General features: G+C 70.3%; 19 protein-coding genes and 1 pseudogene. 9 read left to right on the top strand and 11 right to left on the bottom strand.

Going from position 1 to position 19,173, the window contains the following annotated elements; all coding sequences use genetic code 11:
- Nucleotides 1-13 precede the first annotated feature (13 nt).
- From chvE to DEJ46_RS35755, 5 genes and pseudogenes are all read right to left on the bottom strand, one after another.
- Nucleotides 14-1,123, bottom strand: coding sequence for a multiple monosaccharide ABC transporter substrate-binding protein (gene chvE, locus DEJ46_RS35775; protein WP_190623064.1), 1,110 nt, complete (start codon nucleotides 1,121-1,123; stop codon nucleotides 14-16).
- Between the two features lie 5 nt (nucleotides 1,124-1,128).
- Nucleotides 1,129-2,112, bottom strand: a complete 984-nt coding sequence (locus tag DEJ46_RS35770) for a hypothetical protein (RefSeq protein WP_150273085.1) — start codon at nucleotides 2,110-2,112, stop codon at nucleotides 1,129-1,131.
- A 103-nt stretch (nucleotides 2,113-2,215) separates the two neighbouring features.
- On the bottom strand, nucleotides 2,216-3,376 hold the full coding sequence (locus tag DEJ46_RS35765) for a mandelate racemase/muconate lactonizing enzyme family protein (protein ID WP_150273083.1): 1,161 nt from the start codon (nucleotides 3,374-3,376) through the stop codon (nucleotides 2,216-2,218).
- Between the two features lie 155 nt (nucleotides 3,377-3,531).
- Nucleotides 3,532-4,115: pseudogene (locus DEJ46_RS35760) on the bottom strand (amidohydrolase family protein); the annotation flags it as partial.
- Nucleotides 4,116-4,164: 49 nt separating this feature from the next.
- Nucleotides 4,165-4,524: a hypothetical protein gene (locus DEJ46_RS35755; protein WP_223835348.1), complete on the bottom strand. Its 360-nt coding sequence runs from the start codon at nucleotides 4,522-4,524 to the stop codon at nucleotides 4,165-4,167.
- A gap of 178 nt (nucleotides 4,525-4,702) precedes the next feature.
- Between DEJ46_RS35755 and DEJ46_RS35750 the strand changes: the two genes are divergently transcribed.
- The 3 genes from DEJ46_RS35750 (at nucleotide 4,703) to DEJ46_RS35740 (ending at nucleotide 6,915) form a co-directional block, all read left to right on the top strand.
- Complete coding sequence (locus DEJ46_RS35750; RefSeq protein ID WP_150273081.1) at nucleotides 4,703-5,410, top strand: hypothetical protein; 708 nt, start codon at nucleotides 4,703-4,705, stop codon at nucleotides 5,408-5,410.
- A gap of 41 nt (nucleotides 5,411-5,451) precedes the next feature.
- Entirely contained in the window at nucleotides 5,452-5,844 is a 393-nt protein-coding gene (locus tag DEJ46_RS35745) for a helix-turn-helix transcriptional regulator (RefSeq protein ID WP_317852208.1), read from the top strand.
- Nucleotides 5,845-5,994: 150 nt separating this feature from the next.
- Nucleotides 5,995-6,915, top strand: coding sequence for an expansin EXLX1 family cellulose-binding protein (locus tag DEJ46_RS35740; protein ID WP_223835347.1), 921 nt, complete (start codon nucleotides 5,995-5,997; stop codon nucleotides 6,913-6,915).
- A gap of 63 nt (nucleotides 6,916-6,978) precedes the next feature.
- On the opposite strand, the gene DEJ46_RS35735 is transcribed toward DEJ46_RS35740, so the two are convergent.
- Entirely contained in the window at nucleotides 6,979-7,314 is a 336-nt protein-coding gene (locus DEJ46_RS35735; protein WP_223835346.1) for a hypothetical protein, read from the bottom strand.
- Nucleotides 7,315-7,318: 4 nt separating this feature from the next.
- Between DEJ46_RS35735 and DEJ46_RS35730 the strand changes: the two genes are divergently transcribed.
- Entirely contained in the window at nucleotides 7,319-7,501 is a 183-nt protein-coding gene (locus DEJ46_RS35730; protein ID WP_223835345.1) for a hypothetical protein, read from the top strand.
- 34 nt (nucleotides 7,502-7,535) lie between these two features.
- On the opposite strand, the gene DEJ46_RS35725 is transcribed toward DEJ46_RS35730, so the two are convergent.
- Together DEJ46_RS35725 and DEJ46_RS35720 are read right to left on the bottom strand one after the other, a co-directional pair.
- Complete coding sequence (locus DEJ46_RS35725; protein ID WP_223835344.1) at nucleotides 7,536-8,090, bottom strand: ATP-binding protein; 555 nt, start codon at nucleotides 8,088-8,090, stop codon at nucleotides 7,536-7,538.
- A 222-nt stretch (nucleotides 8,091-8,312) separates the two neighbouring features.
- Entirely contained in the window at nucleotides 8,313-8,759 is a 447-nt protein-coding gene (locus DEJ46_RS35720) for a DUF1772 domain-containing protein (RefSeq protein WP_150273078.1), read from the bottom strand.
- A gap of 90 nt (nucleotides 8,760-8,849) precedes the next feature.
- On the opposite strand from DEJ46_RS35720, the gene DEJ46_RS35715 reads away from it, so the two are divergent.
- A complete protein-coding gene (locus tag DEJ46_RS35715) occupies nucleotides 8,850-9,428 on the top strand; it encodes a TetR/AcrR family transcriptional regulator (protein ID WP_150273076.1) in 579 nt (192 codons plus the stop codon).
- Nucleotides 9,429-9,696: 268 nt separating this feature from the next.
- On the opposite strand, the gene DEJ46_RS35710 is transcribed toward DEJ46_RS35715, so the two are convergent.
- The 3 genes from DEJ46_RS35710 to DEJ46_RS35700 form a co-directional block, all read right to left on the bottom strand.
- Nucleotides 9,697-12,063 carry an MMPL family transporter gene (locus DEJ46_RS35710; RefSeq protein ID WP_223835343.1) on the bottom strand — a complete coding sequence of 789 codons (2,367 nt, stop codon included), beginning with the start codon at nucleotides 12,061-12,063 and terminating at the stop codon, nucleotides 9,697-9,699.
- 945 nt (nucleotides 12,064-13,008) lie between these two features.
- On the bottom strand, nucleotides 13,009-13,674 hold the full coding sequence (locus DEJ46_RS35705; protein ID WP_150273074.1) for a response regulator: 666 nt from the start codon (nucleotides 13,672-13,674) through the stop codon (nucleotides 13,009-13,011).
- On the bottom strand, nucleotides 13,665-14,834 hold the full coding sequence (locus tag DEJ46_RS35700) for a sensor histidine kinase (RefSeq protein WP_223835342.1): 1,170 nt from the start codon (nucleotides 14,832-14,834) through the stop codon (nucleotides 13,665-13,667). Before DEJ46_RS35700 ends, DEJ46_RS35705 begins: the two co-directional genes overlap by 10 nt.
- Before the next feature lie 155 nt (nucleotides 14,835-14,989).
- Between DEJ46_RS35700 and DEJ46_RS35695 the strand changes: the two genes are divergently transcribed.
- From DEJ46_RS35695 to DEJ46_RS35670, 4 genes are all read left to right on the top strand, one after another.
- Nucleotides 14,990-16,237, top strand: a complete 1,248-nt coding sequence (locus DEJ46_RS35695; RefSeq protein ID WP_150273072.1) for a serine hydrolase domain-containing protein — start codon at nucleotides 14,990-14,992, stop codon at nucleotides 16,235-16,237.
- An 843-nt stretch (nucleotides 16,238-17,080) separates the two neighbouring features.
- Nucleotides 17,081-18,073, top strand: coding sequence for a dihydroxyacetone kinase subunit DhaK (gene dhaK / locus DEJ46_RS35680; RefSeq protein WP_150273070.1), 993 nt, complete (start codon nucleotides 17,081-17,083; stop codon nucleotides 18,071-18,073).
- A gap of 8 nt (nucleotides 18,074-18,081) precedes the next feature.
- Entirely contained in the window at nucleotides 18,082-18,726 is a 645-nt protein-coding gene (gene dhaL, locus DEJ46_RS35675) for a dihydroxyacetone kinase subunit DhaL (RefSeq protein WP_150273068.1), read from the top strand.
- Nucleotides 18,723-19,133 (top strand): PTS-dependent dihydroxyacetone kinase phosphotransferase subunit DhaM, encoded by a 411-nt coding sequence (locus DEJ46_RS35670; RefSeq protein ID WP_150273066.1) that lies wholly within the window; start codon nucleotides 18,723-18,725, stop codon nucleotides 19,131-19,133. Before dhaL ends, DEJ46_RS35670 begins: the two co-directional genes overlap by 4 nt.
- The last annotated feature ends 40 nt before the right edge of the window (nucleotides 19,134-19,173 follow it).

Here is a 19,173-nt window from a genome sequence, read left to right as displayed (position 1 = left end):
CGCCTCCCCCCGGCTACTTCAGGTCCGCGGCGGTGTAGTAGCCGCCGCCGACCAACACCTGCTGGTAGTTGGCCTTGTCGACGCTCACCGGCTGGAGCAGGTAGGCGGGGACGACCTTGCTGCCGTTGTCGTACGTCTTGTCGTCGTTGACCTCGGGCTTCTTGTCGTGCAGCACCGCGTCCACCATGTTCGCGGCGACCTTCGCGAGCTCCCGGGTGTCCTTGTAGACGGTCTGGGTCTGCTCGCTCGCGATGATCGACTTCACCGACGCGAGCTCCGCGTCCTGGCCGGTGACCACCGGCAGCGGCTTGGACTTCGAGCCGTAGTCGTCGGACTTGAGCGCGGACAGGATGCCGATGGAGATGCCGTCGTACGGGGAGAGCACCGCGTCGACCCGCTCGGTCTTGTACGCGGAGGTGAGGATGTCGTCCATCCGCTTCTGCGCGGTGCCACCGTCCCAGCGCAGGGTGGTGACCTGGTTGAGCGCCGTCTGGCCCGAGCCGACCACGAGCTGCTTCTTCTCGATGTACGGATTCAGCACGCTCATCGCGCCGTTGAAGAAGTACTGGGTGTTGTTGTCGTCGTTGGAGCCGGCGAACAGCTCGATGCGGAGCGGGCCCTTCTTCGAGCCGTCCTTCAGGCCGAGCTTCTCGACGATGTACGTGGCCTGGAGCTCTCCGACCTTCGTGTTGTCGAAGGAGGCGTAGTAGTCGACGTTCTTCGTGCCGAGGATCAGCCGGTCGTAGGCGATGACCGGGATGTCTGCGTCGGCGGCCTGCTGGAGCACGTTGTTCAGGGACTTGTTGTCGATCGCGGCGACGACGAGGGCCTTCACGCCCTGCGTGATCAGGTTCTCGATCTGGGCGACCTGCTGGTCCGGGTCGTCCTCGCCGAAGACCAGCTTGGTCTTGTACCCCTTCGCCTCCAGGTTCTTGACGACGTTCTTGCCGTCGGCGATCCACCGCTCGGAAGACTGGGTCGGCATGGCGATGCCGATGGTGGCACCCTCGGCGCCACCCGAGGCGTCCTTGCCTCCGCCCTCGGCGTTCTGCCCGCAGGCAGCGAGCGCGAGGGAGGCGGTCACGGCCAGGGCGCCGGTCACGACGGCTCTGCGGTCACGCATGGTCATCAGTCCTCGTTCTTCTCGTCGTTGAGATCGAAGCGATTCAGGAGCCCCGGCAGCCGGGAGCCGAGCGGCGCCATCGCGCCGTCCGCGCCGTGCCGGGCGAGCAGGTCCAGGGCGAGGCGGCCCCGCCGCACCCGCTCCCGGGCGGTGTCCAGGGCGAGGGTCCGCAGATGCGTGCCGTACGGATAGATCCCGGGCGCCTTGGACAGGCCGAACTTCAGGTAGAGCGGTGCGCCGCGCCGGATCAGCTCGGCGACCTCGTACATCCGCACGTAGCCACCGAGGTCGTCGGGGGCCTCGATGTACATGTCCATGGGGGCGGCGGACACCCGCCGGATACCGGTGAGGTGATCCAGCGTCAGGTCACTGGGCACGTTGATCGAGTCGGCGCCGAGCCGTTCGTACACCGCGTACGAGGCGGGGTTGACCGGGCCGATCAGCGCGGACACCTTGAGCGTGGTGTCGGCCGGGATGACGCCTCGGGCCCTGGCCCGGTGCAGCGTCCACAGCACGCCCTCGTCGGCGACGAGCAGGCACTTCACGCCCAACTCCGTGGCACGTATGGCGTCTTCGACGCACCCGGCGACGGCGTCGTGGCCGCGCGCCCGCAGTCCGGCCCCCCGCGAGTCGGTGCGCACGGAGCCACCGATGTCCCATGTTCCGCGAGGGCCGGTGAACAGGCAGAGCTCTATGGCGCGTTCGTCGGCGGCGGCGACCATCTCGGTGATCTCGGAGTCGGTCAGCATCCACACGCCACTGCCCTGGCTGATCCGGTGCACCGGCACGTCGAGCCGCTCGGCCTCGTCCAGGACGACGGCCAGCGCCTCGGGGCCCTCACAGGACGGGATCTCGGTACGCCAGCGGCCCCCACCGGGGAAGGAGTGCGGCGAGGCGTCGGCGGGGTCCGGGGCGGGCGCCCCCAGTCCGAGCGCGGCGAGCGCCTGCTCGGCGGGCCGGCGGGCGGTCGGAGCGGAAGCGTCGGTCACAGCTTGTCCTTCGCGTTCGAGATATCGGACAGTGTTCGGAAATCTGGATACAGGTCGGATCGGAACGCGCCCGGCGCCTCGACGACGAGGAGCTCGCCACTCATCAGGTCCCCTGCGGGCGGCGCCGCTCCCAGCCCTCGGACCACAGGTCGAACCGGGCCTGCTGCTGCGGGAACTCGGCCGCCGCGTCCACGTCGAGCTCGACGCCGAGGCCCGGCGCCTCGGAGAGGTGGAAGCAGCCCGTCTCCGGGTCCACCTGCGGAGCGCCCTTGACCACCTTCTTGATCTCGGCGTCCGCGAAGTCGTTGAAGTGCTCCAGGACCTTGAAGTTGGGGGTGGTGAAGCCCACCTGGAGGGAGGCGGCGGTGAGCACCGGGCCGCCGACGTTGTGCGGAGCCACCATCATGTAGTGGGTCTCGGCGGTGGCGGCCAGCTTGCGGGTCTCCCAGATGCCGCCGATGTGGCCGACGTCCGGCTGAAGGATGTCCACGGCCTGGTTCTCGAACAGTTCGCGGAACTCGATCCTGTCGTGGATCCGTTCACCGGTGGCGATCGGCATGTCCACCTTGTCGGCCACCTTCTTCAGGGCCTTGAGGTTCTCCGGCGGCACCGGCTCCTCCAGCCAGGCCGGCCGGAACGGCGCGAGTTCGCGGGCCAGGCGCACCGCGGTGGCGGGAGAGAAGCGGCCGTGCATCTCCAGCATCAGCTCGGTGTCGGGTCCGATGGCGTCCCTCACGGCCTCGACGAGCGAGATCGCGTACCGGCTCCGCTCGTGGTCGAGCTCGTAGTGGCCGTTGCCGAAGGGGTCGATCTTCAGGGCACGGTAGCCGCGCTCGACCACGCCCCGGGCGGCCTTGTGGTACGCCTCCGGAGTGCGTTCGGTCGTGTACCACCCGTTCGCGTAGGCCTTCACCCGGTCGGTCACCTTCCCGCCGAGCAGCTGCCAGACAGGAACCCCGAGCGCCTTGCCCTTGATGTCCCAGCAGGCCATCTCCACGACCGCGATCCCGGACATCACGATCTCCCCGGCCCGGCCGAAGTCCCCGTACTTCATGCGTCGTACGAGGTCTTCGACGGCGAACGGGTCCGAGCCGCGGACGTGGTTGGCCTCGGCCTCGCGCAGATATCCGAGGAGAGCGTCGGTGTGCCCCAGCATCCGGGTCTCGCCGACCCCGGTCAGCCCCTCGTCGGTGTGGACCAGGACGTAGGTCAGGTTGCGCCACGGTGTTCCGACGACGTGCGTGCTGATTCCCGTGATCCGCACAGCAGTTGACCCCTTCGCGTTCGAGATTTCGTCATGCGTTCGAAATGCTGGCGTGACAGTAGGGAGGCTGCGCCGGGGCCGTCAAGGGGTCGTGCCCGACCGGGTCCCGGGCGCGCTCGGCCGATCCCGGTCAGGTTCCGGTTCTGCGCGCGGTGCTACGGCGGGACCGGAGGTGCCGTGAGGGTCAGGCCGTAGGTACGCACGGCCGTGCCGGTGAAGACGTCGCCGTGCCCGGCCGCGCCGAGCCCGGCGGTCAGGTCGGCGGCGGCGAGGACGTCGGCGTAGGTGGCGGCGAGCCGGCACACGGGCCAGTCGGAGCCGAACATCAACCGTCCGGGTCCGAAGGCGTCCAGGACCGTGTCGGCGTACGGCCTCAGGTCATCGACCGTCCAGGAGTCCCAGTCGGCCTCGGTGACCAGGCCCGAGAGTTTGCCGACGGTGTCGGGGGCGCGGCGAGGCGCCTGGCCTGCTCCGCCCAGAGGGCGAGTTCGCCGGACGCCATGGGCGGCTTGCCGAGGTGGTCGAGGACGAAGGTGAGGCCGGGCAGGCGCTGCGCGGCCTCGACGGCGGCATCGAGTTGGTGCGGCTTCACCACGAGGTCGTAGACGAGTCCCGCCTCGGCGATCGCGGTCAGGCCGCGCAGTGCGTCCGGGCGCACGAGCCAGCGGGGGTCGGGCTCGCCCTGCACCTCGGTCCAGCCGACGACCCCGGCGACCAGGTCGCTGCGCGCGGCTACGGCCGCGAGGCGACAGTCCTGGTCGCGGCGATCAACGAGTGGCTGTAGTCCTTCACTGAAAAGGCATCGGGGTCCACGGCAACGCCTCCCGCCATCCCTGTCGATCGTGAGCCCAGCCCATCATCACCTTGGCGGTCGACTCTTCCGGGCCGAACACTTCATGGAGCCTTGGAACGTGGGCCTGGTAGTGCTTGTCTGCACTGCCTTCGCGGTACTCGACCTGGTAGCTGAGGTCGTCGTTCAGGTACACCTGAATGTAGTGCTGATCCACAGGCTCCAGATCGAGTCTTTCCAGGATCACAAACCGGTGCGACAGGTTCATCTCGGACAGCAGGTCGTGCAGAGCCTCCTCGGTCGGATCGTCCACGGTACGACCGCCCGCTTCAACTGCACGCAGCACTGGCTTCAGCATGCACGCGACTGTACCGACCCACAGGACTCAACTGCCCAGCAGTGCCTTCCGCAATAGTCCCTAGCGGTGTCCTGCCGATAAGGCCGAGGCGGGCGTACCGGCACCAGGCCCGGACCTGGTCGTCCGCCCGGCGCCGGTCGGTCGGTGAGCGGGGCGGGGCCGAGGCTATGTTGATCACATGACACGCAGTCACCTCGCGATATCCACAGCTCTTCTGGCATGCCTCGCTCTTTCCGCCTGCTCGGCGGAGACGGCGCCGGAGGGCGCACCGTCGCCGCCCGCCGGGGCGCCGTCCGCGAGCGGAACCGGCGAGCCGCAGCCCTTCAAGGACGACACCGACGTTCCGCTGACCAGACAGCTCAGCCGAGGCGAACTCACCCAGGCCGTTCCCGACGCCGAGGACGTGGTCCCCGGCTACTACCCGGGCAGCCTGCACAAGAGCATGCCCGGGGAGCCCGACGACTGCGCCCTCTCGGACGCTCCCGCGCCGGCCGGTTGGCAGCGGGCGGGCAGCGGCGACTACGACTACCGGGGATCGACCGTCTCGCGTGGGATCGACCTGGACGTCTGCCAGTTCGACAACGCCGCCCACGCGAAGACCGCGTACGACCGGTGGCTGGACAAGGACGAGACGGCTCCGGTCAAGATGCCCCGGCGGCTGGGAGAGGAATCGGTCTTCCTCGCGCACAGCGGATCGAGCGGCACGGTATACGGCTACAGCCGGTCCGGCACCGTCGTCGCCCGGGTCCGCGTCGAGGACGCGGGCGGGGACCCCACGGACGCCCATGACGTGCTGGCCGCCACGATCAAGCGACTCCAGCAGGTCCAGGCGGGCCGGCGGGCGACGGCGACCGAGATCGCCGCGGCCGAGGAGGCCCGCGGCTAGGGGGTGTCGTTCGGATCGGGCCCGAGCCCGGCATGCGCCCTGTGGCGGATCGCACGGCTCGCCCCCTGCGGGAGCAGAGCGCCCGGGCCGTTCATCCGGCGGTGACGGCCGCGACGGCCCTGATCGAAGCGCGGCTGACGGAGCCCCTGACGGTGCCGGAGATCGCGAAGGCGGCCGGCGTCTCCCACAACCACCTGACCCGGCTCTTCCGCGCCGCCACCGGGGAAACCGTCGTCGGTTACATCCGGGCGCGCCGGATGGAACGCGCACGCCATTTCCTGCGGGCCACCACGCTCTCCATCCCCGCCGTCGCCGCCTCGGTCGGCGTCCCCGACCTCCAGGCGTTCAACAAGGCCTGCCGCCGCGAACTCGGGGCGTCACCACGCGGCATCCGGACCGCCGGTCCGGCCCCGCGCGACAGCTCGGCCCGGTAGATCTCTCCGGCAACCTTTTCGCCTCCGGCGGCAACCAGGCAGTGCACCAACGACTCGATCCTCCGGACGGCGCACATGCAGACAGCAAGGCAGGAAAACCGGCAGCGCAGGCACAGGCGCAAGCACGGACACGGTCCGATGTGGAGCACGATGGCGGTGCTGACCGCCGCGGGCGCCCTCATCTGCCTGGTGGTGGCGCTGCGCCCCGGCCCCACGACCGATGCGGGGGCGGCCACGACCGTGGCCCCCGTCGTCGGCACCGAAGCGGCGTCCACGACCGCTCCCACGGCTGCTCCCTCGACCGGTTCCGCAACCCCGACCAGCGCCTCCCACGCACAGGCGGCCCCGGCCCCCGCCTCGACCCGGGCCCCGAGCCCGAGCACCACCACCACCACCACGGCACCGAAGCCCTCGCCGACGGTCAGCCCGCGGACGACCGGCCGGGCGGCCCCGCGGACCGGACGCATCCAGCCCCACACCCCCTACAAGGGTGTCGCGACCGCCTACAAAGCCGCGGATGGCGACGGCGCCTGCCTGTTCGGGCCGAGCGACGACCTCATGATCGCGGCGATGAACACCGCCGACTACGAGACGTCCAGGGCCTGCGGTGCGTACGTGCTCGTCCGTGCCTCCAACGGCGCCTCGATCACGGTCCGGATCACCAACGAATGCCCGCTGCCCTGCGCGCCCGGACAACTCGACCTCAGCGAGCAGGCATTCGCCAAGCTGGCGGACCTCAAGGTCGGCAGGCTCCCGGTCACCTGGAACCTGCTGAGCCCCGGCACGCTCGGCCCGCTCTCCATCCGGTACAAGACCGGGTCCAACCCTCACTGGTGCGGCCTCCAAGTGATCGACCACCGCAACCCGGTCGACCGGCTGGAAGTCCGCACCACACTGGGGTGGCGACAGCTGCCGCGTACCGCGTACAACTACTTCCTCTCCACCGACGGTGGAGGATGCGGAAGCTCGATCAGGATCACCGACATCTACGGGGAACGGCTGACGGTCGAAGGGATCGCGCTCCTGCCGGATGTCGCCCAGCCGACCCGCGTCCAGTTCGCCCCGCGCTGAACCCGCCCACCCCGGCCGTCCGCGCACCTTCTCCCGCCTCGACCGGCCCGAGCCCGCGAGCCGTCACCAGCCCGTCGGAAGGCCGGCGACGAACGAGGTGAGCCGTTCGGCGACGAGTCGGTCGTCATGGGCCGAGTAGTGCCAGTCCCAGCCGAGGAAGTCCGGGCCCGAGTCCTCGAGGAACCAGTAGCGGACCCCGTTGTCGCCGCCGTCGTTGCGCGCCTTGACCACCTGCTGGACGTGGCCGGCGTACTGGCCGGCGCCGACTGCCACGATGGTCGCCCGGCCCCGTACCGCGCGCAGCTTCTGGAGGAAATCGCCGTAGACGCTGCGGTAGCCGGCCACGAGGCTGTCGGGCGTCCACGGCGTCCACGCCTTCGCCGACGGAGCCGAGCGCACCGTCGTGATTCCCGGCACCGACGGCACCGGTGAGACTGCCCGCTTCGAGCTGCGTCGCCAGGGCGACCGCCTGCACGTGACCTCCGACAGCCCGCACCCGTGGCAGCTGCGGATCGGCACCCCGAACGCAACCGCGCACACGAGGCCGGCGGGCACGTCGGAGGCCGATCTCCCGTACCCGGGCTGAGCGAGGCAGTCAGGGCAGGAAGGGGACGCCACATTCAGTCGTCGGCAGTGGGTGGCGTCCGGCGGTCGATGACGACGTGCAGGGTCTTGCCCTCAGGGCAGGGGCAGATGGTGACCTCTCGTGCCAGCCGGGCCACGATGCCGGAGCCGAATCCGCCCGTCCCGTCGAGCAGGTCCGGAACACGGGCTCGGGGTGGCGTCGGGTCGCTGTCGGAGACGGCGACCTCGACGCAGTGGGCCGAGAGCATCACTCTCAGCGTGAACGACCCACCGGCGTGCCGAATGGCATTGGTGACGAGCTCGGACACGACCAGCAGCACCGAATCCCCGCACTCCTCCGAGACATCGTGACGTCGGAGAAACGATCCGGTGGCCCTGCGCGCGTCCCGTCCGCCGGCCGCGCCGCCCGAGAACTGCATGGAGGCGGTGATCACTCTTCGACCGGTATCGGGCAACGTCGTGGTGGGGTTCATCGACAGGGTCGCCTTCCCTTGTCCGCCGGGTACGGCTTCGCCCACACTGCTGCCGGTGTGGCCCTTTGGGTATTGGGGAAAACCCTTGTTCTTCCGGAATTCCCGCCAGGGCACCACTGCCGCGGCGGTGCCCGGACGGTTCTGGAGGCCTTCGGCGGGAGACCGTCCGTGTCGCCGTCCCTCCGGCTGGTGCCGACCCGACGACTACCGGTACGACTGCGCTCGCTCCGAGCCCGCCCCATCTCGCCGGTCGGGGGCACGCAGCGTGGCACGGTCCTGCTCGCAGACGTCCGGACGATCCGCTCCTCCTGGAGCAGTGCCCGCCGCTCAGCGGTGGCGTCAGACGAGGGCGGCGACCAGAAGGGTGAACGCGGCGACGATGACGGCGACGCGGATGTAGTGGTAGCGGCTCCAGCGCTGCAGCTGCTCCTTCCAGTCGGCGGGCCGGTTCTCGGGGGTCCAGGCCTTGTTCCGGTTGTTGATCGGGACGAGCAGCAGGATCGACATGACCACGCTGAGGATCAGGAGTCCGGCGGCCGTGACGACGAGTCCGGTGCCCTCGTGGCGCCTTCCGGCGACGGCCCAGATCGCGATGAGGACGAGCGAGCCCATGTACCAGAAGGGCATCAGGGTGCCGAGCATCCGGCCGCCGTGGGCGTGGCCGAGCTGGCCGCTGTCCTCGGGAAGCGCGTCCAGGATCCGGTTCATGATGAAGGCGACGGAGAACTCCACCCCCACCATCAGGCCGACGACGACGGTGGTGACGACCTGGAGCGTGTCGAGCATGACGAATCCTCCGTGAACTAGCGCCGCTAGATGATGAGGCAACGCTAGAGCTTCTCACGCTCGCTTGTCTAGCGGTGCTAGGATCAATTCATGTCAGTGAAGGAACGCAAGGAACGCGAACGGGCTGAGCGCGAGCGCCTCATCGTGGCGACAGCCCGCGAACTCGCCGAGCAGCAGGGCTGGGACGCGGTCACCACCCGCCGGCTCGCCGAGCGCATCGAGTACAGCCAGCCCGTCCTCTACAGCCACTTCCGCGGCAAGCGCGAGATCATCGGCGCCGTCGCCCTGGAGGGCGCCACCGAGATGGCCGCGGCGCTGCGGGCCGCGACCTCCGCCACGGACGGCCCACGCGAGCGGGTCGCCGCCCTCGCCCGCGCCTACCTCGACTTCGCCGAGCGTCACCCGGCGGTCTACGACGCCCTGTTCCAGCTCGACGGCGGCCTGGCATACGCACAGGAGGACACCCCCGAGCAGCTGAAGGACGCCTTCGCCGCCCTGCTCGAGTCCCTCACCGAGGTCGCCGGCGACGGCGTCCACCCCGGGCTGTTCACCGAGGTGTTCTGGTCGGCTCTGCACGGCCTGGCGACCCTGACCCGGACGAGCCGCCTGCTGCCCGAGGACGCCGAGCAGAGGCTGGAGCTGCTGGTGGACCGGCTCGCCGTGATCTGACACGCCGTCCCGACGGGCACGCAGCCGGGGCTTTCGGGCCCCTGCCTGGCTCCGGCAACCTTCCGGCCACTCGCCTCCACGCGGCGCATCGGCGGATCACCAGAAAGCCGTTCTGCAGCGTTTCCGTGAGTTCCTGCGGAGCCGCCTCGAGAACCGGCTCGCCCCGTACCGGGGGATCCGCGGAAGCGAGGAAGAGGAGGGCGAAGTGCCCGACGGGGGACGGCAGGCACCTCTCCCTCCTCCCTCCCTCCTCGTCGGAGGGACCCGCCTACCGCTGGTGGAGGTCGGGTCGGCCGTCGTGGCCCTGCTGTTCCTGCGGCGGCCGGCCCTGCGGCGGGCCGTACGAATCCTGCGGGGCGTACGGCTGCCGGTGCTGTCGGGGCGCGTACGCCTGCTCACGGGAGGAAGTGTGCTCCTGGCCGTAGTGCGTCGCGCCGGCCGGCACCGGCTGCGGGAGTCGCAGCTGCCGGGTCTCCTCGGAGCCGGCCGCGTGCCGGCCGCGGCGGGCGGAGTTCAGGTTGCCCGGCCACCAGTTCCACCGGCCGAGGGCCGTCATCAGGGCCGGCAGGACGAAGACGCGGATCACCACGGCGTCCAGCAGTATCGCCGCGGCCAGGCCCACACCCAGCTGCTTGAACTCCACCATGCTGAGGGTGCCGAAGACCGCGAACACGGCCACCATGACGATCGCCGCACTGGTCACGACGCCGGCGGAGCGGGTGATGCCGTCCCGGACGGCGTCGCGGACGTTCGCCCCGTCGAGGGCGGCCTCCCGGATCCGGCTCACGACGAACACGTGGTAGTCCATCGAGAGGCCGAACAGCACGACGAAGAGGAAGAGCGGGAGCCAGGAGACGACCGCCCCGGAGCTGTGGAAGTCGAGCAGGCCCTCCGCCCAGGTGTTCTGGAACACCGCGACGATGGCGCCCAAGGAGGCTGCCGCCGACAGCAGGTTGAGGAGGATCGCGGAGAGTGCCACGGCGAGGGAGCGAAAGATGATGACCATGGTGGCGAAGGTCAGCAGCAGGACGAAACCGACCACCCACGGCATCCGGTCCTTCAGATGGACGGTGAAGTCGGCGCCCTGGGCGACTTTGCCGCCGACGGCGCCCTCGGAGTCCTGGACGGGTGCGATCGCCTCGGGCAGCCAGGCCCGCAGCAGTTCGAGGGACTTCCGGGCCCCGTCGCTCTTCGGCGAGTGCGGGGTGGCGACCGCCACGGTGTGCACGCGCTTGTCGCCGGACGCGCGGATCGTGGGCGTCCGGTCGTGGGCGAACAGCTCCTGGTCCTCGGTGCGGCTCAGCAGGGTCTCGAGCGCGTTCTCGACCTCACCGGCCCGCTCGGCGGGGGCCCGCACGGCCACCTGGTGCATGGTGCCCCTGCTGGGGAAGGCTGAGGTCAGCCGGTCCATGGCCTGGACGACCGGGATGTCGCGTGACAGGTCGTCGGAGCCGGGCTGCTTCAGCTTCATGCCCAGGGCGGGCAGGGCGAGGGCGAGCAGGGCACCGACGGAGACCACGAGGGTGAGCACGGGCCGTACGAGGGCGGGGCGCAGCAGCACGGGCCAGAGCCGGGACTCGTCGGAACGCGTCGTGAGCCGCCGGAGGAGCGGGACCTTCGGCCGGTCGACCCAGCGGCCGAGCTTGGCGAGGAGCGCGGGGAGCACGGTCAGCGAGGCCAGGACGGCGACGGCCACGACGATGATCGACCCGGTGGCCAGGGAGGCGAAGGTGGCCTCCTGAGCGAGGTAGAGGCCGGCCATGGAGACGACGACGGTCGTGCCGGAGACGACGACGGTGTGGCCGGAGGTCTCGGCGGCGATCTCGATGGCGTCCAGGTGCGAGGCGCCCTTGTGACGTTCCTCCCGCTCCCGCTTGAGGTAGAAGAGCGAGTAGTCGACGCCGACGGCCATGCCCATGAGCAGGATGACGTTGCTCACCGCACTGGTCTCGGGGAGGACGTGCGAGGCCAGGGTCGACAGCCCGATCGCGGCGCCGACACAGGACATGGCCAGCAGCACCGGCACACCGGCGGCGATGACCGCGCCGAAGACGACGAGCAGGATCAGCAGTGTCAGCGGAAGGCTGATCAGCTCGGCCTTCTTGAAGTCCTCGCCCAGGGTCTCCCCGAGCCCCTTGGCGGTGGATCCGGTGCCGATCTGGTCGATCCTGATCCCCTCGTGGGCCTTCTCGGTCGCCGCGCTCGCGTCGAGCAGCGGCTGGACACGCGTGTCGGCGTTCTCGCTGTCGCCCTTCATGGTCACGGGGAGCAGCAGGGCCTCGCCGTCGGGGGAGGAGAAGGCGGTGCCGACGCTCTCCACCTCGGGCAGGGCCTTCATCTTCCCGGCGAGCTCCTCGGCGGCCTTCCGTGCGGTGGCGACGTCGAGCTCCCCGCCGATCGCGGCGCTGATGAGGACGCTCTCCTCGGGCTTCTCGATGAAGTGCCCCGAGGCCGTGATCCGGCCCGCCCGGCCGGCCTCGCCGACTCCCGACTCCTCGTCGCTGATCTTGTTCGTACCGGCGGCGCCGCCCAAGAAGAGGCACAGCACGACGAAGACCACCCACAGGCCGATGGCGGACCACGGATGCGTGGCGCTCCATAACGCGATCCGTACCGTTGCCGGCTTCTTTCGCACCTTCTGTTCCCTTCCATTGCTGTGGAAACCGCCGGGGCGGCTGCCGTTCCGCGACGAAAGGAACGCTAGTCATGGGCGGAGGACGGGGGCACGGGGTAAACCGCCTGAGCAGGACCGGTTTTCCGCAGTCTTGACCCTGCGGATTCCCGTAACGAGGACCTGTGGATTCCCGTGACACACCCTACAGAAGCATCTTTGCATGAGTAAAAAGAGATGGACTGTCTTCATCTTTCGATTCACCCTTCGAGGCTGCACGGCGAATCAAGTCGGCGACACGGAAATGCCGCTTCCATGACGATTGAGGGCGCGCCGGTGGCGGCATCGAAGGGCATCACCCGAATCCGACCACTGACGCACCGGTGCGCGACCGCGACCTCGAGTCGACAATTGCACAATAATGCGCATTCGCAAAGAGCGCCCGCAGCCTTGAGGCGGGGCAGGCGGCTCAGCGGCCCGAAGGTCAGGACACGGTGCCGGTTGGAGGCTGAGGGGGCGTTCGCCGTGCGCGTCGGCTGGGACCAACCAGTACGTCTTTCATCGGCAGCAGTCGGCCTTGCCATGCGGCCCTTGCCCGCACCCGCGAGCTCGGACTGTTCCTGGAACGCCTGGACTCTTCCCCCTACGACTTCGAGCCCGACGGGGAGGGCGTTCGACGCCCGGGCGACGACGAATTCTGGGCCGGCCTGCAGGAGGCGGTTGCCAGCGGCCGCGCGGGACTTCGGGAAGAGATCTACGTCCAGATCGCCTCACGATGGCATCGCTTCACCAGCGGGAACGGTTCGTAGCAATCTCGCGTTCGCCCAGCAGATCACCGAAAGCCGTAATGATGCCGGGGTGTTCACCCCTGCCGGTGCGGCCGTGCCGGAGGCCGCTGAGGGGCAGGAGCGCCCGGAGCTGTGGAGGGCCGTCGAGGAGATGGTCGAGGCCGGTTTCACCGACGACTGCTCAACAGGGGGCTGGGTTCGGTCCGCCGTGGCGGCGGAGGTAGGCCAGGACGGCGCGGACGCGGCGGTGGCCGCTGTCGCCGGCCGACAGGCCGAGTTTGAGGAAGACGTTGCCGATGTGTTTGTGGACGGCGTTGTCGGTGATGAAAAGCCGCTGGGCGATCGTGGCGTTGTCGTGCCCTTCGGCCATCAGGGCCAGAACCTCGCGTTCGCGAGGGGTGACGGCATCGACGGGATCGTTGCGGACGGCGAGGAGCTGGGCGATGACCTCGGGGTCCATCGCAGTGCCGCCGGCGGCCACGCGGCGCAGTGCGTCGGTGAACTCTGCGATACGGCTCACCCGGTCCTTGAGCAGATAGCCGATGCCGCCGCGGGTGTCGGAGAGGAGGCGGCCGGCGTATTCCTGCTCGACGTACTGGGACAGGACCAGGACGGGAAGTCCGGGGTGGTCGCGGCGGGCCTGGAGGGCGGCGCGGATACCCTCGTCGCGGAAGGTCGGGGGCAGCCGCACGTCGACGATGGTGACGTCCGGGCGGTGGGTCTCGACGGCGGCGAGGAAGCCGGGGACGTCATCCGTGATCGCGGCGACCTCGAAGCCCTGCGAGCCCAGCAGGAGTTCGAGTCCGGAGGACAGCAGGACGTTGTCCTCGGCGATGACTACACGCACGGCAGCTCCACGGTGACGGTGGTCGGCCCGCCCGGCGGGCTGCTGATCTTCATGGTGCCGTCCAGGGCGGCGGCGCGGCGGCGGATTCCGTCCAGGCCGCTGCCTCGAGACGAGTCCGCCCCGCCTGTCCCGTCGTCGGTGATCTCCGCGGACAGCATCGCGCCGGTGCGGGCGACGTGGACGGCGGCCTTGGTGGCTCGGCTGTGCCGGGCGATGTTCGCCAGCGCCTCGGTGACGGCGAAGTAGGCGACCGCTTCGACCGCGGCAGGGACCTCACCGAGCTCGCCTATGTCGATGCGGGTCGGCACGCCGGCCCTGGTGGCCAGGGTGTGCAGCGCGCCGGCGAGGCCCTGGTCGGCCAGGACCGGAGGGTAGATGGTGCGGATGACGGAGCGCAGTTCGGTCATGGCCTCCTCGGTCTCGGCTCGGGCTTGCCGTACGAGCGCAGCGGCCGCGCCGGGGTCCTGGGAATAGCTCTCCCCGGCTACGGCGAGCCGCACGGCGATGGCCACCAGCCGGGCCTGGGTGCCGTCGTGCAGGTCGCGTTCGATCCGGCGGAGTTCCGCGCCGTGCGCCTGCAGGACGTCCGTGCGCGTCCGGGTGAGTTCGGTGACGCGTGCGGCCAGTTGTTCCGCGGGAGTCGGTGCCAGGACTGCCAGGCAGCATCGCGCGTGCACCCGGGCGAGCGGTGGCAGGGCGATGGTCACCAGCGCCGCAAGAACCAGGAACTGCGCCGGACCGATCGTCAGCGCGGTGGCCCAGCTGTCGATACGGACATCGAGCAGCGGCAGCCGTGGCGGATCCGACGGGGGAAAGGCCCACCACGCCACGATGATGCAAAGGACGAGGAGCAGGTTGCCCAGGCACAGCAGGGCGAGTAAGCCCGCGGGCAGGCCGGTGGCCACCTGTGCCACGAGCCACCCGAGGTCGCGGCGCAGGGCGCGCGGGCGCTGCTGCACCGGTCGGCCCAGCAGCGCCCCGGCGCGGCGGCGGTGGCGCTCCGCCCAGGAAACCGCCAGCGACGGTACGCACAGGAGTGGCGCCGCCACGAGCGTCACCGTCGCGGTCATCAGGGTGCCGAGCAGGTAGCGTCCGCTGCGCCTGGCCTGGATCAAGGCCTGGACCAACCGCGCGCGGGCCTTGCCGTTCACACCGTGCACTGGCTCGCCTTCGTCTGTCGTACGGGACCGGGAGCACCCCTCGGACGCGCCACGGTACGTGCCGGGCGTCCCTGCGGCACTACAGCCAGCTGTAGGTTGCGATCGGCCGCCTGCGGTAGGGACCCGCAACTCGACGCTTGCCTAGCGTGGGATCCATGAGATCCACGATCCCGGCCTCCGCGCCGAAGCACCGCCCGTCCCAGCAGCGTCACCGCCGGATCGGCCGAGGGTGGCTGGCCGTCGCGGCGGCCGCACTCGGCACAGCCGGTGTGGCCGCAGCCGCCCAGCCTCCGGACGGCGCGGCCGCAACGTCCCCGCCCGGCTACCAGCAGGACGACCTGCGCCGGGATACCTCTGCCCTCCAAGCGCTGGGGATCACCGGCGTCCAGGCGCGGGTGACCACCGCCTCCGGCCGGGACCTGGTCTCCGTCGCCGGCGTCGCCGTGGCGGGCACGAACCGCCCGGTGCCCCGCGACGGCTACTTCCGGATGGCCAGCACCGGCAAGGCGGTCATGGCCACTGTGGTCCTGCAGTTGGCCGGCGAGGGCCGGCTGTCACTGGGCGACACGGTGGACCGCTGGCTGCCCGGAGTGATCGACGGCAACGGCAACGACGGACGGAAGATCACTCTGCGCCAGCTCCTGCAGAGCACGAGCGGCCTCCACGACGACCTTCCCGGCTTCGACACCCCGCAGGACTACTACCGGCACCGCTACGACAGCTACACCCCCGAACAGATCGTCGCCCGGGCGATGAAGCACCGGCCGGACTTCCAGCCCGGCACCGGCTGGAGCTACTCCAACACCGGGTACGTCGTCCTCGGCATGATCGTCGAGAAGGCCACCAACCGCCCGTGGCAGGAGGAGGTCGAGAGCCGGATCCTGAAACCGCTCGGCATGAACCACACCTACCTGTCGGGCGACACGTCCACCCTTCGTCGCCCGCACGCCGACGGCTACCAGGTCTTTGCCTCCGCCGAACGGACCGACGTCACCGAACAGATCGTCCCCGACCTCGGCGGCTATGTCTCCACCACGGCGGACGTCAACCGCTTCTTCCAGGGACTGCTGGGCGGCAGGCTGCTGTCCGAGGCGCGCATGGCCGAGATGAAGGACACCGTCCCGGTCGCCAAGCAGTTCGAGGCATTCTGGCCCGGCGGACGCTACGGCCTCGGCTTGGCCAACCGCCCCCTGACCTGCGGCGGCAGCTACTGGAGCCACCAAGGAGGAGAAGCCGGCTACATCACCCTGAACGGCGCCACCGACGACGGCAGCCGCGCCGTCACCGTCTCCATGTCCACCAGCTTCACTGACCTCGACAGAACGATCCGGCAGCAGAAGGCCGCGAGCGGCCTCGTCGACCGCGCGCTGTGCGACACCCCCAGCAACAGCCAGGGAAAGTGACCGCCCGGGGCGTTCGTGCCGGCGGACGGCCGCAAGCTGCTCCCTGCAGCGGCACCGGCCGGCACGGGCGGTTGTTCAAGGGCCCGTGCACGCCGGCGTCCACGCCGCCGAGACCGACGAGTTCCACGACCAGGAGCGGTTCGCCTGGTTCGTCGGCCACTGGAGCGGCCTGCCCGGCTTCGACTGCGTCATCGCCCCACGACGGCGAGACACCCGCCGGCTATGCCTACGGCGCCCCGGCCGTGCACGAGCGGGAGTGGTGGCGCGAGTACCTCTCCCCGTGTTGCTCTTCCCCGAAGGAGTGGCTGCGCAGTGGTTGGATCGGGATCGCGGCGAACTTGCGACGCAGGCGGGGTATGCGGGGATCCATGGTGCATCTTCTCTCGTCCCCGTCACCCTTCTGAGCCAGTTCAGGAATGTCCCATGCACTGGGTCAGCCCTACTCTCAAGCCCCCGGCCTCCGGCAACCTGGAACCGCCCGGTGCACCGAATGTCTCACCGGCGCGCGCCGGCCAACGACACCGGACGGACGCGAGCCTGGTTCCGTGCATGGCGGCCTTGGCGCCATCTGGTGCGACAGGAAGACACTCGCAGGAATCAGTCTTGCCCATGCGCTCTTTGCGGCGGCAAGGTCGATATCGTCCGAGCCGGGAATCTCGATCGCCATCTACCACAGCAACGCGCATAACTGACGCACCATCACATAAGTCGGCACCGGATCAGCACCGGCAGAAGGCGCTTCCGGCCGTCACGCAACGCCAAGGTCATCTACCTCGGGAACGCCACCTGATCTGCGAAGACACAAGTCAAAGGCCCTTCCGCTCGAATCACAAGGAGACACACGTGAGGATGCTGATCAATGTTCCGGAGACCGTCGTCGCCGACGCTCTGCGAGGGATGGCCGCCGCTCACCCGGAGCTGACCGTGGACGTGGAGCAGGGGATCGTCGTGCGGCGGGACGCTCCCGTGGCCGGGAAGGTCGCCCTGGTGTCCGGGGGCGGGTCCGGGCACGAGCCCTTGCACAGCGGGTTCGTGGGGCCGGGGATGTTGTCGGCCGCGTGCGCCGGGGCCGTTTTCACGTCGCCCGTTCCCGATCAGATGGTGCGGGCCGCGGCTGCCGTCGACAGCGGCGCCGGAGTGCTGTTCGTCGTCAAGAACTACACCGGTGACGTACTCAACTTCGAGATGGCGGCGGAGCTCGCCGAGGACGAAGGCGTCCAGGTCGCGAAGGTTCTCGTCGACGACGACGTCGCGGTGACGGACAGTCTGTACACGGCCGGGCGGCGCGGGACCGGGGGCACCCTGTTCGTGGAGAAGATCGCGGGGGCCGCCGCCGAGGAGGGTGCCCCGCTGGAGCAGGTGGAGGCGATCGCCCGTCGGGTGAACGCGCGCTGCCGGTCCTTCGGGGTCGCGCTGAGCGCCTGCACCACCCCTGCCAAGGGCGGTCCGACCTTCGAACTCCCTGAGGGTGAGCTTGAGTTGGGTATCGGGATCCACGGCGAGCCCGGGCGGGAGCGGCGCGGCATGATGACCTCGCGGGAGATCGCGGACTACGCCGTCGACGCGGTGGTCGAGGACCTGCGCCCGTCCGGTCCGGTGCTCGCGCTCGTGAACGGGATGGGCGGGACCCCGCTGCTCGAACTGTACGGGTTCAACGCGGAGGTGCAGCGCGTGCTGGCCGAGCGCAGGATCCCGGTGGCCCGGACCCTCGTCGGGAACTACGTGACCTCGCTCGACATGGCCGGCTGCTCGGTGACCCTGTGCGAGGTGGACGAGGAGCTGCTGCGGCTGTGGGACGCGCCCGTGCGGACGGCCGCGCTGCGCTGGGGACGGTGAGGCGACGCATGGGAGAGGGAGTGGGAGTGAGTAGGGGCGAGACGTTCGGTGCGGGGTTCTTCGTGCGGTGGCTGGAGGGCACCGCCTCGGCCGTGGACCGTGAGGCCGGGCTGCTCACCGAGCTCGACTCGGCGATCGGCGACGCCGACCACGGCGTCAATCTGAAGCGCGGTTTCGCCGCCGTGGCGGAGCTGCTCGCGAAGGAACCGCCCGCGACGCCCGGCGCGGTCCTCGTCGCCGCCGGGCGGCAGCTGATCTCCACGGTGGGAGGGGCTTCCGGGCCCTTGTACGGGACGCTGCTGCGCCGCACGGGGAAAGCTCTGGGCGAGGACGAGCGCGTCGGGAGGGAGCGGCTCGCGGAGGCGTTCGGTGCCGGCGTGGCCGCCGTGTCCCAGTTGGGCGGCGCCCAGGTGGGCGACAAGACGATGCTGGACGCGCTCGTTCCGGCCGTGGAGGCGCTGTGGACCTCCTTCGGGGCCGCGCGCACGGCGGCCGAGGAGGGCGCCCTCGCGACCGTACCCCTCCGGGCGCGCAAGGGAAGGGCCAGCTATCTCGGCGAGCGGTCGATCGGTCATCAGGATCCCGGGGCGACGTCCTCCGCGCTGCTGTTCGCGGAGCTCGCCGGGACCGCCCGCGCGGAGGGTGCCGCGTGAGCCCGGCCGCGCCCGTCGGCATCGTCCTGGTCTCGCACAGCGCGGACGTCGCGGCCTCGGTCGCGGCGCTGGCCGTGGGCCTCGCGGGCGGTGGCGGGACCGCGCCGATCCTTCCCGCGGGCGGCCTTCCCGACGGTGGCCTCGGGACGAGCGCCGAGCTGATCCGCTCTGCGGCGGAGGCCGTCGACGGCGGCGCGGGGGTCGCGCTCCTGGTGGACCTGGGCAGTGCGGTCCTGACCGTGAAGGCGCTGCTCGCCGAGGGCGACGAGCTGCCGGAGGGCGCCCGGCTGGTCGACGCGCCGTTCGTCGAGGGCGCGGTCGCCGCCCTGGTCACGGCGAGCGCGGGCGGGGATCTCGACGCGGTGGCCGCCGCGGCCTCGGAGGCGTACGCCTATCGCAAGGAGTGAGGACCGCAAGAGCGCATGCTCGACTTGATAGGCAAGTGAA

Source organism: Streptomyces venezuelae (genome assembly GCF_008642375.1).
GTDB classification, from domain to species: domain Bacteria; phylum Actinomycetota; class Actinomycetes; order Streptomycetales; family Streptomycetaceae; genus Streptomyces; species Streptomyces venezuelae_G.
Note: the sequence above shows the minus strand (reverse complement) of the source record. Positions and strands in the feature narration are given on the sequence as shown.